This window comes from Vibrio sp. CCB-PB317 (assembly GCF_022808245.1).
GTDB lineage: Bacteria > Pseudomonadota > Gammaproteobacteria > Enterobacterales > Vibrionaceae > Vibrio > Vibrio diabolicus.
Map to the genome: position 1 here is coordinate 90,168 of NZ_JALGNU010000002.1, position 13,264 is coordinate 103,431.

A 13,264-nucleotide genomic window follows, 5' to 3' on the forward strand; every position below is an offset into this window, starting at 1 on the left:
TTGGCTCGACTATTACAACATTGCTCATTAAACGGAGGCTGTATGTGGGCAGGTCAAGGACTCGTTCCTTTTTTAGAGATTAGCCATTGGTTAACTTACGGTTTGTATGCCGCTGTGGTTTTATTTGGCGCAGCAAGCATTGCGTCACTCAGAAAATAGTGGCGCACACTATCATTTCCTAACTCCTACTGTTAATTCGAGCTCTCTCACAACTAACTCATTAATTTGTGGCTAATATTTCTCCAACCAGACAAAGGAGAAATGTCTATGCCAATCTATCCAATTGTAGCTTTCTGCTGTTTGTTGTTCTCTAGCGCCACCTTTGCTGCCCCCACCAATGAACTGAACCTTGTTAATTCTGGTGTCGGTTACGCGGCTCTCATTATCTTTTCGATTGCTTACATACTGGTTATGTTGGAAGAGTATCTGAAAATGAGAAAATCCAAGCCTGTGCTGCTCGCTGCAGGGTTAATTTGGATTCTAATTGGCTACACCTTTGCTCAACACAACCAGCCAGAAATCGCCAAATCCGCACTAGAGCACAACTTGTTGGAATACGCGGAACTGCTGCTGTTTTTGTTAGTAGCGATGACTTACATCAATGCTATGGAAGAGCGCAAACTCTTCGATGCCTTACAGGCGTGGATGGTCGGCAAAGGCTTTGGCTTCAAAAAGCTGTTTTGGCTGACGGGGTTTCTCGCCTTTATTATTTCACCGATTGCCGATAACTTAACCACAGCCCTCTTGATGTGCGCTGTGGTGATGAAAGTCTCTGGTGATAATCCTAGATTCGTGAATCTTGCCTGTATCAACATTGTTATCGCTGCCAACGCTGGCGGTGCATTCAGCCCATTTGGTGACATTACGACCCTGATGGTGTGGCAAGCCGGGCATGTCAGCTTTGCTGAATTCATCCCGTTATTCGTCCCGTCACTGGTGAACTATTTGGTTCCTGCGTTTTTGATGTCACTCTTTGTTCCAAACACCAAACCGAATACGATTCACCAACACGTAGAACTGAAACGCGGCGCGAGACGTATTGTCGCACTATTCATTCTGACGATTGCCACCGCAGTCTCTTTCCACGCTTTGCTGCACTTCCCACCAGTTATGGGCATGATGATGGGCTTGGCCTACTTACAATTTTTCGGCTACTTCTTACGCCAAACACTCAAACATTCCTTGGCAAAAAAAGCGGCCATGGCAATTGCCAATGGCGACGATCACGCATTAAAACGCTTAGGTTCAGTCGTTCCGTTTGACGTGTTCCACCGTGTATCTCGCGCAGAATGGGATACCTTGCTGTTCTTCTACGGCGTAGTGATGTGTGTCGGCGGTTTGAGCTTACTTGGCTATCTAGAACTGGTTTCAAACGTCATGTACAACCAATGGAACCCTGTCTGGGCCAACGTGATGGTTGGTGTTCTATCTGCCATCGTCGATAACATTCCGGTTATGTTTGCTGTACTGACTATGGAACCAAGCATGTCGATGGGGAACTGGTTACTTGTCACATTGACTGCGGGTGTGGGGGGCAGCTTGCTTTCAATTGGCTCTGCGGCAGGTGTCGCATTAATGGGAGCCGCGCGTGGTCAATATACCTTCTTTGGCCACCTAAAATGGGCTCCCGTCATCGCCTTGGGTTATGCGGCCAGTATTGCGGTACACTTGTGGATGAATAGCGGTTTATTTACCTAAGCACCGCAACTCACGTTCATCACTTGCTATGCGGCCTAACGGTCTGATGGGTGGTTAACGCCATCCATCACTTCGATAGTTCCCAATTCATATGGGTTGACGCCCTCTAAACAGCCGACATTGTAGCCGTATTCACTCGGGTCAGAGCGACGCTGATGGTGCGTATAAATACCACATTCGCCACAGAAAAAGTGCTTCGCTGTGCGAGTGTTAAACTGATACAGCTTCAAAACGTCTTCGCCTTGCACGATACGAATACCATTCAGAGGCACAGATGCCACAATCGCGCCGCGACGTCGACACATGGAGCAATCACATCGTCTCGGCTTCTCAATACCATTAGGTAATGCAAGTTCCAGCTCAACTTTTCCGCAGTGACAACTCAGTCGATGTAATGCGTTGATTTGGGTAGTGCCGACTTTCTTAATCATAACTTTTCCTTGTTGTTTTTCTACCTGTGTACATTATGTTAAACAGGCTAGCATCAGCACAATCTTGTCCAAAAACTCGACATTCATCACTTTTCGCGACATTTTATTGGCCGATTTGTTAGTTGCTATTTTGGCAACTGTTTATCTCGTTGGATGGACGTGTTGTCTCCGGCGCGGTTTTTAAACCAAGGAAAAAATTTTATGGATAAAGATCATAGCCTAAGAGAGAACCTCTTGGCTCTGACGCTCGGCAGTGCGTTAGTGTCGCTTGGGGTAATATTTTTCAGCAAAGTAGGATTGCTCACCGGCGGTACGGCTGGTTTGGCGATCTTCCTTACCAAAGTGAGTGACTTCAGCTTTGGTCAGATATTTTTCGCTCTCAACCTCCCTTTTTATATTTTGTCTGTAATGCGCATGGGATGGCGCTTCACCATTAATACTTTCATTGCGGTCTCGATTGTTTCTTTTGCGGTCGATCATCTGCACCATGTGATTGAAATTTCACGAATCGAACCTTTCTATGCAGCACTTCTAGGTGGTGGGTTAATTGGAATAGGTATGTTGGTGATTTTCCGTCACAAGATGAGTTTAGGCGGTTTTAACATTCTAGCGTTGTACCTTCAGGAACGTTTTGGGATTCGAGCTGGTAAAGTTCAGATGGCGCTCGATTGTGCCATCGTAGTGATGTCGCTGTTCATTGTGGATGTGCACCTTATCGCTCTATCCGTCCTAGGTGCCGTGGCGACAAACTTGATTTTGGCGATGAACCATAAACCAGGACGATACCAGGCAAAAGCGCAAATAGCATAATCAACATCGTGTAATGAGTGAACTTACAAAATATGAGCCCCGAGCCATTCGCTCGGGGCTTTTTTATTCAACGTTGAGATCATGTCAACGAACTCGTTGTGCAGTATTGCTGCATCCCCACATCCACTTGAGCTTTATATTTCTGGCTAAGATGGAAGTGCACTTGCATCAGCAAATCATGCGCATGGAACAGCTCAAACGCGTCACCACCATTTTGCTGACAAATGGCTTCGCAGCGCTCGGCATGCTGCTTGGCTTGTCCGGCTTCACCCGCTTTGAGTAAACTCATCGCTAAGCGATACTCAGCACGTTCTTCTTGCATCCAACCACCCGCCACTTTCCAGTAATCCAACGCGAGCTTCGCCGCTTCTAGCATCCTCGATTTTTCCATATCCGTGCGCTCAGCCAGCGCTTCATACTGACACGCCAAGTTGTTTGCCGTGATTGCGATAGAGCGCGCTAGCGGCCCTTCAGCATCTTGTGGTGTCATACCTAGCGCGGCTTTCTCCAGCCATTGGCTCGCCAGTTCAAGCTGAGCAAGCGCAGAAAGTTCATTCGAAATCAGAGCGTAAACTCGGCGTTGTTCTTGCTCTTCCAATAATTCCATATTGTCAGTGCCATCTACGAAGTAGCGCGCAACGGCAATACTGCGTTGCAATGCCGAACTCTCGGCAACATTGCGTTTATCAAAGCGCTCTAAACAAGCAAGAAACGGTTCTGGACGCTGGAGGTGCCCAATCGCGGTGTGCAGCATCAATGCGAATATTCGCTCGATGTGGCTAACGTTTTCCACCTCACTCAGAGCCGTTTCCAATTGAGCATAAGTTTGTTCGGGCTGTGCTTCGTGATGCTGCCAACACTCACTCATGAATGCATCAAAATCCGTTTTGAAAGGCATGTCCTTATTATCCTTTTTCTATTCGTATAACGAATATGAAACTCTACACTATCGTTTCCCCTGTGTAGCTCGCTTAATCACAATATGAGAATCGCCTCACTTAAAGTGGTGTACCTTGCTCCAACGCAAGTAAACGTTGCTTGCGCTCTACTCCACCAGCATACCCTGTCAATTTACCGCTTTTGCCAATAACGCGATGACAAGGCACCACGATAGAAATAGGGTTTTTTCCGTTTGCCAACCCAACAGCGCGCACAGCTTTAGAGTTGCCAATCGCGTTGGCGAGATCTTGATAGCTCCACGTCTCGCCGTATGGAATGGTCGTTAGTGCCTGCCAAACTTGATTTTGAAAATCCGTGCCTGTAGCCGCCAAAGGCAGCTCAAATTCATTACGTAGGCCAGAAAAATATTCATTCAACTGGGTAACAGCTTGGCGCAAAATCGGGTGTTGATCGTCTCGCGCTCCCAGTTCACTCGGCTTAGTGGTGCATGTTTCAAACCAAATGCCAAGCAAGCCCTCAGTGTTAGATTGGATGGTTACCGTTCCTAATGGGCTCGGCATTTCGGTATAAAATGTTTTCATGATTGATTCCATAAGTGAAACGTCGCGTAGCTTCCCCAAGGGGCCGCAGTGTGCATATTCAGTGATGGGTAACGCTGCATCGCCTTTTTCACCACCAAGTCTTTATCTAAAAAGCAATCGGGTTGAGATTGCCCTCGCAGTTGAGCATAACTGACTGTCCAAGGTCCAATGCCTTTCAAAGCTAGCCACTGCTGGGGGTCGGTTTCTGAGTTGTCCTGCATGAACTGGGCGAAGCGCACTAGCGTCTCTTTACGGCTTTGCGGCATGCGCAAAAAGCTCACGTCGGTATTAGCTATCGCATCTGGTGTCGGGAAAAAGCGTTTTTCTGACTCTCCACTAAGTGTGGTCACCAATAAGTTAAGTTGACCAATCGCCGCTTTAACCGACACTTGTTGGCCTAAAATCGCTCGAACTCCAGCCTCCCATGCATTCCATACACCAGGAATCCGAATACCTTTACTCGACACAAGCCCTGGTGCAACATAATCCAAATGCTGCTCAACAGTACAAATATCGGCGTCAAGATCGAACATACGACGAATGTCAGACACCAAGTTTTGCAGCTTCGTTACATCTTCAATTTCAAACGCTAGCTCTAGGTACCCTTCACCTTTGGTCGCTTTAAACCATGCTTTACTGGTATCCAGACAAACGTTGCGCTGATAACTCTCATCACTCACCAGCTCAACCCCCTCAATCGCTCGTAAACGGTAGAAGTTCAGCATGTGCTGCCAATTCAATTCACCTCGATAAGGCAAGGCAATTCGATTGCTACCCATACCGTCAAACTCTTTGCGACGGACTTGAGAAGGCGTCAGTTTGAGAAACTTTTGGAAAGCATCGTTAAAGCGGCGTGTACTATTAAAACCGGCGGCGAAGCCTACTTCCGTGACCGACATAGAGCTGGAGTGAAGCAACTGTTTGGCGAACATTAGTTGCTGATATTGCGCATACTGCTTGGGTGACATCCCTAGATACTGCTCAAACAACATACGTAAGTAACGATCAGAAATCCCAACACGCTCTGCTAGCTCAGACACCGAGTGATGATGCAGTTCCCCTCGATCAATTAACGAAATCGCTCGTTGAAAGGTCGTTTCTACGCCTTTCCATGCCCAAGAACCCGGCGCGCTATCAGGTCGACAACGCAAACAAGGACGGTACCCCGCTTGGAGAGCTTGCGCTTTATCGGTGAAGTACTCTACATTTTCTTCTTTAGGTAAATTAGCCGGACAAATTGGGCGACAAAAGATCCCCGTTGTTTTCACAGCCACATAAAATCGCCCATCAAAGCGGCTGTCTCGCGCGACTCGCGCCTTATGACACTGCTCGAAAGTCAGTGAGGTATGGGGGTGAATAAACATAGTGCTTTCCTTGCTCATGCCTTTTGTCATTTATTGTTCATAGGCATCGTTCAATATAATGTTATTGTAGCTTGCTTAAGCGCCTACCATTAGCCATTTTCGGAACTCAATATTGAGATTTATTGGCATTAGCGCTTTTGTACACTAAAGTTAGATTCAGAACATCACAACAACGTCGGCTAAAGGGAATTGGCATGGACTTACACACTTGCGTAATTGTACTAAGAAACCAAAAGGTTATTACCAGTAAATCCGTAGATCATTCAATTGGAATTATCGAACGAGACTCAGATAACGAGATCTCAGAAATTCAAATTAATGCCACGGATGGGCGTAATATTCGAACCTATCACTACAACAATGTAGAGGAGTCACTAGAGAGCTTAATGAACCTCTGACGGTTTTCTTTAACACACCTTTCTCCCTTGTTAATAGCGAAAGCAATAGAGCACAGCAACCTGTGCTCTTTTTTTTTTGTTTAACAGCAAAAATGTTTATCGAAAATAATGATGGAACCTGATTTAAAACACGACAAAACTGGCATAAAAAAACTCATAAAAAACACTCAAGCAACTGATTAAAAATAACAAAAATCCATTATTCAATTTTTTAGAACGAGTTTATCAAAATACTCCCGTTATTTTTATTCTCACCGCCACCTAAACTGTTCTCAACAGCACGGGAGCACACGCTTCCCACTCATTGAAAAGAGTCAGAGGACAGAATCATGAAAGCACTATTACAGAAAATCACCACTTCAAACGCAGGTTACAGCGCACTATCACTTCGCATTCCAATCGGCATTATCTTTATGGCGCACGGCGCACAAAAACTGTTTGGTTGGTTTGGTGGCTATGGGTTAGAAGGTACAGGTCAGTGGATGGCATCCATCGGTTTAGGTCCTGGCGTGCTAATGGCATTCCTTGCTGGCAGCGCAGAGTTCTTTGGCGGCTTGTTCATTTTACTTGGTCTGCTAACTCGCCCAGCAGCCGTTGCTTTAGCGTTCACGATGGTGGTAGCGATATTCTCTGTCCACTTTGAAAATGGCCTGTTCATGGCAAACAACGGTTACGAGTTTGGCTTAGCTTTACTGGCAGCAAGTGTTTCACTGGCGTTTTCTGGCGCAGGTAAGGTCGCGCTAGATAACTTCTTGCACAAAAAACTCTCTTAGGGAGGCCTTATGATTACGGTAAGACTTGCAGCAGACCGAGGTCGAGCAAACTTTGGCTGGCTTGATAGCAAACATACGTTTTCTTTCGGTAGCTATTACGATCCACAATATATGGGCTTTTCTGAGCTGAGAGTCATTAATGACGATGTAGTCCAACCTGGCGCAGGTTTTGATACACATGGCCATCGTGATATGGAGATCATCAGCTATGTGCTGGAAGGTGTTATCGCGCACAAAGACAGCGAAGGTAACGTGAAAACATTACCTGCCGGGGAATTCCAACTCATGTCGGCAGGGAAAGGGATTTACCACAGTGAGTACAATGCGTCGAACCGCGACACGCTGCGCTTCCTACAAATTTGGATTCAGCCAAATACATTTGGAACCAAACCAGGTTATCAGCAAAAAGACTTTGGTCGCACGCCTGGACTAACAACTATCGCGACTCCAACAGGAGAAAACGGTACGCTACTTATTAAGCAAGATGCCACATTACATCAGTTAATTCTTGAACCAAATAGCGAACTTAACTTTGAGATAGAATCGGGTAGAAACTTATTCGTTCACCAAGTAACGGGAAGCCTTAGCATCGACAATACCACCTTGACGGCGGGCGACGGCGCGAAGGTCGAACAGCAAAGTAAGGTTGTTTTACGCAATACATCAAACAAGAGCACAACCGCCCTGCTATTTGACTTGCCATAACTATCGATTCATCGAGATAAAAAGAAAGCCGCCTGGATTTTCCAAGGCGGCTTTTTAATTTCTCTGACTTTTCACTCAACGCTATTCGTCGGAAGTGCCGGAACCAATTTGCTGAAAACTGTAAGCCGTCAGTGGATCAATCTCTTTAACAATTTCTTCCACTTGCTTAATCGCGTCTACCGACGAGCTAGCTTTACGATAGCTCAAATAGATAGGGCGATACCAATCTTCTACGCCAGACACCTTGTGAAGCTGCCCATTGGCGATAAAAGGCTCTACCAGAGAGATGGGTAAGTAAGCGGCACCGCCCTTCTCCAAAATAAAGTCCAATGCAATGCGCGCCGTTGACGTGCGCAGATACGGAGCCGGGATCTTAGGGTGACGTTCAGAATGTTCTGATGAGAAGCGCGTTCCCCAATCCACATACACGTATTTGTTTTCAAAAACGGTGTCTAAAGAGTCTTTCTCAGTCGATACCAGAACGAGAACAACATCGGCCACTTTTTTGCAGTTAAGCTCATCAGCTTTGATTTGGTCGAACGCAAATGCCATATCTAACGTGCGCTCTAGCAAGCTGCGACTGAGCATTTCCCGCCCCATTACTTCTGCCATGAAGCCATAACCACCAAATGAATCTGTGACGACACTTAAACAGTTCTGCAAGTAAGCGTCCCAAATATTTGGCGTACCGCCTAACGTTAATTGCAGCGCTTTGCCATCTTCAAGCGATAACTCTAGCTTCGCTTGTTGCAATGTGGTGACCATCACCTCTGCATAACTGATTAAGCGCTCACCTGCAGAGGTCAACTTTATGTTATTTCGATCACGAATAAACAATTGCGTATCGAAGTAACTTTCCAATTGTTTGATACGTGCGCTCACTGCAGCTTGGGTAATATAAAGATTCTCAGCGGCGCGTCCGAAGTGACGAACCCTTGCCAGCTCTAAAAATGTTCGAAAGACTTTTACATCCATAAACCATCTCCTGGTTAATATAAAACCAGATTAACAACTAATTAAAATCATGACGACAAAAAAGTTTTGTTTTTCTTTTGTTAGCTTTACGCCTAATTTTCGCCGTAGTTCACTACATTCATCAATAACGGTTACAGAGGCTGTTGACATGTCTGACACTGAATTCCGTCATGGCAAAAAACGTTTTTACGACAACGTAAAATTCCCACGCGGCTTTGCAAAGTCTGGCGATTTTACTCTCTCGGAAGAGGAAATCCTAACAATTTATGGGGATACTATGCTTGGCTTAGAGTCAGGCGAATTAACACCTGAAAATAGCGAAGAGAAACACTTCATCAAGGTGCTAGAAAACCCAGGCAAAGCAAAAACAAAACTTGAGCGTACGTGGCTAAAGTACACCCAACTTGCTCGTGGTCGCAAGCGCTTCCACACGCTAAATGGTCGTAATAAGCCTGACGCGACAGAAGATTACATTGAAGAGAGTTTGGTCGAAGACGATTAATAACCAAATAAACTAATTCTCGCCTTTTTCTAGCAGTAGGCAGTAGGCGAAAGCTCGTTTGGTTTGACTGAGCGAGCAAAACAAGCTCATTTCTTCTCCTAAAGCCCAAGGGCGCGTTCTCCCAAGGGCTTTTTTAGTATTTAGTGCTAGTCTACTTGGCAAGCATCGCGATCTTTTTCAAAAAGCTCTCTTTCAAGTGCTCTTGGTCGTACTCCAATTGATAGGTATTGTGGAAGCCAACCTTTAGCTCAACACCATTCCCTCGTAAGAAAACGTTGTACCCGTCGTAATCGGAAAACGCTTCTACACCTTCATACATTTTGCCAAATTCGGTTGGTGTACCGTTGTTCATCACACATTCGTAAGCCTGTAGTACTTTGCTCGGATCTAACTCATTTTTCATACCGAATTCCTCACTGGTTTACACATTTCAATTATGGTTAAGGAATGAGCGTCGTGCCATGTCCATCCCATAATATTTGAAGTTCGTGTGCGATTTCACACTCTGTAGGTTGTTAAAAAACAAGGTTAAGTGCGAAGACAGAACTTAATTTAGATCATAAATTTTATCTATCAATTCGTCAGTTTCATAATGCAATTTCTTTGTAAAAAATCGGCTTATAAAAGCATTTAGATATAAAAACAGTCGATAAAATCAACACTGGTTAAAGAAAAAGCAAAATTTTGACCTAAAACAATAGCAGTTCGTCATTACTTATTTTATAATGCGAATTAATGTTTCGGTACATCGTAAATTCCAATAACTAGGGGCACAAAATGAGACTTATCCCGTTAACTCGAGCAGCACAAGTAGGTAAGTGGGCAGCTGCGCATATCGCTAAGCGTATAAACGACTTTAAACCTACTGCTGAGCGTCCATTCGTTCTGGGTCTACCAACTGGTGGCACTCCTCTAGCAACCTACAAAGCCCTAATCGAGCTTTACCAAGCCGGCGAAGTGAGCTTCAAAAACGTCGTGACTTTCAACATGGATGAGTACATTGGCATCCCTGCAGATCACCCAGAGTCTTACCGCTCGTTCATGTACAACAACTTCTTTAATCACATTGATATCCAAGAAGAAAACATCAACCTACTGAACGGTAACACTGACGATCACGACGCAGAATGTAAGCGTTACGAAGACAAAATTAAGTCTTACGGCAAGATCAACCTGTTCATGGGCGGCGTGGGTAACGACGGTCACATCGCGTTCAACGAGCCAGCGTCATCTCTGTCTTCTCGTACTCGTATCAAGACACTGACTGAAGACACTCGCATTGCGAACTCTCGCTTTTTTGACGGCGATATCAACCAAGTGCCTAAATACGCACTGACTATCGGTGTGGGTACACTGCTAGACGCAGAAGAAGTGATGATTCTGGTAACAGGTCATAACAAAGCTCAAGCACTTGAAGCAGCAGTAGAAGGTTGTGTAAACCACCTATGGACGGTTTCTGCACTTCAACTTCACCCTAAAGCAGTGATCGTATGTGACGAGCCAGCTCAACAAGAACTGAAAGTGAAGACTGTGAAGTACTTCTCGGAGCTAGAAGCGGAAAACATCAAAGGTTTTTAATCCATAGGATGACAGCCTAGATGCACGCTAAAAATACGAAACCCGTGATTGATCACGGGTTTTTTCTTATCTGAACAGCGAGCTTAAGTCGTTAATAAGCTTTAATACCAAACTGACGAAGACGCTTAGGCAGCACTTCATCTAACTTGTCTAGTTCACTCGGTTCGACTTCGATAAGGTTGAAATGATGCTGCTCATAAACAGTACGAATGGTCTCACGGTCAGCCTCAGCCATCTCCCCAGTATCACTTCCCCAAAACTGTAAATAGACTTTACCGCCTGGCAAATAAAAATCACTGGTGACATCTTGGTCAATCGGCAGTTGACGCTCATAAGCGTGCACCACACCAGCCAAGTACAGCCAGTTGTCGATGAGCAACTCCCCCTTAGAGCGCACGTAATGCCCATCTAATGTTCGGTGTTTGGCTTCAAACTTTTGGCGAAAGCTTGAGTACGATTTATCCGTGGAGTGTGACTCCGCATCTTGCCCTAAAAATTCAATGACAGACTGCTTAAGACGCTTATTACGCAGCACCACATCGTGCCATACGACAAAGGTATTTTGTGTCTCTTTATCGGTTCTTTGCTGGCCACCAGCGCGTATACCAGCTTCAGTGACACTCCAACCTTCTTCAGATTTGGCGATCCACCCCAACTCACTCAACAGTTGGTTCATGCGCTTCGCATTCAGTTTCAGCTTTTCACCCAGCTGCGTGGCGCTTAATGTTTTCCCTGAGCTGGAAGTCAGCTCAATATGTAAATTGGTCGGCCAGACGATGAACTGGCCAAATTTAGGGTGATCCACATACTCGCCGCCAAACTTGGCGCCTTCTTCCGTCAGAATCCATTTTTCGTCTTGGCGAACAATGTAGCCAGCACGTTTGAGATCGGCAAACAACAGCTTGGCTTCAACCTTGCGCATTTTCGCTAATGCCGACGTCGATATTTTTTCAGACATGTGGGTACCTCATGCTGCTGTAGAACTGAACACTATGTCATCATAGTAACGTATTGATTTCACGGCTTGAAGTCAGAGAAACTAGATTTCGTGTTACAAATAACAAAGCCAATCTCAAGGGACTGGCTTTGTTATGTTAAGTTGAAAGAAGCGGGGGCTATTTAATAAAAGCAATGCAGCCTTGCAAAATCACTAAGTTCACAATGTCGATGAAGAATGCACCGACAATTGGTACTACCATAAATGCTTGTGGTGATGGACCATAACGACTCACGATAGAGCCCATATTCATGACCGCAGTCGGTGTGGCACCTAAACCGAAACCACAGTGTCCACTGGCGATCACCGCGGCATCGTAATTACTGCCCATCATGCGGAATGTTACGTAATAAGTGAACACCGCGAGTACGGCCGACTGAATAGCAAGAATAATAAGGAACGGGATCGCAAGATCAAAGATATTCCACAATTTCAAGCTCATCAGAGCCATGGCAAGGAACAGCGATAGCGAAACCGTACCAAGAATATCAACGGTTTCTAAATCAACCTTGCGCACCTTGGTCACTTCCATGATGTTGGTGATGACAACACCAATAAACAGCGCATAAACAAAATCTGGGATCATCAACCACTTGATGCCAAAACTGCTCACCCAACTCTCCAGATAGCTCGCGCCTGTCACGCAAAGTAAAATAATGGATAAGCTTTCGACGACTCTTTTCGCCGTGACACGATCTTCTTCATGTTCGTTATAGGTCACCAATTCAGGGAAACTCTGATGGCTTTGGTTGGTGCGTCCGTATTCCGATTCTAAGTTGTGCTTGTTGAGTAACTTTTGCGCGACAGGGCTGCCAATAATCCCGCCCATGACCAAGCCAAACGTAGCAGAAGCCATCGCCACTTCTAGGACATTGTGCAAACCATACATTTCTTGAAAAGTTTGCGACCACGCCGCACCAGTTCCATGTCCGCCAGAAAGCGTAATAGAGCCGGCGATCAACCCCATGAGTGGATCTAACCCCAATGCGGTTGCTAAGGATACGCCGACCGCATTTTGGATAAGAATGTAGACCGATGCCACAACAAGGAAGATGAAAACCTTCGCACCGCCTTTAATAAGTTGGGTGTAATTCGCGGCTAAGCCAACCGTCGCAAAAAACATCAGCATAAAGGTGTTTTGCAGTGGCAAATCAAATGATACATCCACACCATTTAAGTGCATCGTCGTGATCACGCAAGCCACGACTAGACCACCAACAATTGGCTCTGGGATATTGAATTTCTTTAAGGTTGGTAATTTGGTGTTAATGAACTGCCCTAAAAATAACACGCAAATTGCGACGAGAAACGACTCTTGTGGGCCGATAGATATTACCTGATTCATGAGACCTCTTTACTCTCCTCTTTCTCATTCATTGAGCAAGCGCTCAACGTGAGATAGGTGCCTAAGTCAATCAGATTGCCTCTCGAACCTTTTGTTTTCTAGGGTGTATTTGCCACAAATTCTCATCAAGTAAGAAATGGATGCACCAAAAATCCCACTGATTATCATTATATGAGAATACCAATACCAAGCTGGTGGTAAATACCT

General features: G+C 45.4%; 15 protein-coding genes. 7 read left to right on the forward strand and 8 right to left on the reverse strand.

The window, feature by feature from the left end:
* The first annotated feature begins 267 nt into the window (after nt 1-267).
* The gene (nhaD, locus tag MTR11_RS09595) at nt 268-1,698 is read left to right on the forward strand and encodes a sodium:proton antiporter NhaD (protein ID WP_005392020.1); all 1,431 of its coding nucleotides are present in this window, start codon (nt 268-270) and stop codon (nt 1,696-1,698) included.
* A 35-nt stretch (nt 1,699-1,733) separates the two neighbouring features.
* On the opposite strand, the gene MTR11_RS09600 is transcribed toward nhaD, so the two are convergent.
* Nucleotides 1,734-2,129, reverse strand: a complete 396-nt coding sequence (locus MTR11_RS09600) for a GFA family protein (protein ID WP_006740934.1) — start codon at nt 2,127-2,129, stop codon at nt 1,734-1,736.
* 201 nt (nt 2,130-2,330) lie between these two features.
* On the opposite strand from MTR11_RS09600, the gene MTR11_RS09605 reads away from it, so the two are divergent.
* Nucleotides 2,331-2,939: a YitT family protein gene (locus tag MTR11_RS09605; RefSeq protein WP_006740933.1), complete on the forward strand. Its 609-nt coding sequence runs from the start codon at nt 2,331-2,333 to the stop codon at nt 2,937-2,939.
* A 79-nt stretch (nt 2,940-3,018) separates the two neighbouring features.
* Here the strand turns inward: MTR11_RS09605 and MTR11_RS09610 are convergent, their stop codons facing one another.
* The 3 genes from MTR11_RS09610 to MTR11_RS09620 all read right to left on the reverse strand — a co-directional run bounded on the left by MTR11_RS09610 (nt 3,019) and on the right by MTR11_RS09620 (nt 5,784).
* Nucleotides 3,019-3,837: a hypothetical protein gene (locus MTR11_RS09610; RefSeq protein WP_243327394.1), complete on the reverse strand. Its 819-nt coding sequence runs from the start codon at nt 3,835-3,837 to the stop codon at nt 3,019-3,021.
* 100 nt (nt 3,838-3,937) lie between these two features.
* Entirely contained in the window at nt 3,938-4,420 is a 483-nt protein-coding gene (locus MTR11_RS09615) for a methylated-DNA--[protein]-cysteine S-methyltransferase (protein WP_243327395.1), read from the reverse strand.
* Complete coding sequence (locus tag MTR11_RS09620) at nt 4,417-5,784, reverse strand: AlkA N-terminal domain-containing protein (RefSeq protein ID WP_243327396.1); 1,368 nt, start codon at nt 5,782-5,784, stop codon at nt 4,417-4,419. The genes MTR11_RS09615 and MTR11_RS09620 overlap by 4 nt, the downstream gene beginning before the upstream one ends.
* Before the next feature lie 194 nt (nt 5,785-5,978).
* Between MTR11_RS09620 and MTR11_RS09625 the strand changes: the two genes are divergently transcribed.
* The 3 genes from MTR11_RS09625 to MTR11_RS09635 all read left to right on the forward strand — a co-directional run bounded on the left by MTR11_RS09625 (nt 5,979) and on the right by MTR11_RS09635 (nt 7,660).
* A complete protein-coding gene (locus tag MTR11_RS09625; RefSeq protein ID WP_017633816.1) occupies nt 5,979-6,182 on the forward strand; it encodes a hypothetical protein in 204 nt (67 codons plus the stop codon).
* 329 nt (nt 6,183-6,511) lie between these two features.
* A complete protein-coding gene (locus tag MTR11_RS09630) occupies nt 6,512-6,955 on the forward strand; it encodes a DoxX family protein (RefSeq protein ID WP_243327397.1) in 444 nt (147 codons plus the stop codon).
* 9 nt (nt 6,956-6,964) lie between these two features.
* Entirely contained in the window at nt 6,965-7,660 is a 696-nt protein-coding gene (locus tag MTR11_RS09635; protein WP_243327398.1) for a pirin family protein, read from the forward strand.
* Between the two features lie 81 nt (nt 7,661-7,741).
* Here MTR11_RS09635 and MTR11_RS09640 read toward each other — a convergent pair whose 3' ends face one another.
* Nucleotides 7,742-8,635, reverse strand: coding sequence for a LysR family transcriptional regulator (locus MTR11_RS09640; RefSeq protein ID WP_006740927.1), 894 nt, complete (start codon nt 8,633-8,635; stop codon nt 7,742-7,744).
* 148 nt (nt 8,636-8,783) lie between these two features.
* Here MTR11_RS09640 and MTR11_RS09645 point away from each other — a divergent pair, with 148 nt between their 5' ends.
* The gene (locus MTR11_RS09645; protein WP_005392041.1) at nt 8,784-9,137 is read left to right on the forward strand and encodes a DUF413 domain-containing protein; all 354 of its coding nucleotides are present in this window, start codon (nt 8,784-8,786) and stop codon (nt 9,135-9,137) included.
* A gap of 151 nt (nt 9,138-9,288) precedes the next feature.
* Here MTR11_RS09645 and MTR11_RS09650 read toward each other — a convergent pair whose 3' ends face one another.
* On the reverse strand, nt 9,289-9,540 hold the full coding sequence (locus MTR11_RS09650) for a DUF3081 domain-containing protein (RefSeq protein ID WP_005392042.1): 252 nt from the start codon (nt 9,538-9,540) through the stop codon (nt 9,289-9,291).
* Between the two features lie 374 nt (nt 9,541-9,914).
* Here MTR11_RS09650 and nagB point away from each other — a divergent pair, with 374 nt between their 5' ends.
* Complete coding sequence (gene nagB, locus MTR11_RS09655) at nt 9,915-10,715, forward strand: glucosamine-6-phosphate deaminase (protein WP_006740926.1); 801 nt, start codon at nt 9,915-9,917, stop codon at nt 10,713-10,715.
* A 91-nt stretch (nt 10,716-10,806) separates the two neighbouring features.
* Here nagB and MTR11_RS09660 read toward each other — a convergent pair whose 3' ends face one another.
* Together MTR11_RS09660 and gltS are read right to left on the reverse strand one after the other, a co-directional pair.
* Nucleotides 10,807-11,673, reverse strand: a complete 867-nt coding sequence (locus MTR11_RS09660; RefSeq protein WP_139059720.1) for a glycerol kinase — start codon at nt 11,671-11,673, stop codon at nt 10,807-10,809.
* A 157-nt stretch (nt 11,674-11,830) separates the two neighbouring features.
* The gene (gene gltS / locus MTR11_RS09665; protein ID WP_006740924.1) at nt 11,831-13,057 is read right to left on the reverse strand and encodes a sodium/glutamate symporter; all 1,227 of its coding nucleotides are present in this window, start codon (nt 13,055-13,057) and stop codon (nt 11,831-11,833) included.
* Nucleotides 13,058-13,264 lie beyond the last annotated feature (207 nt).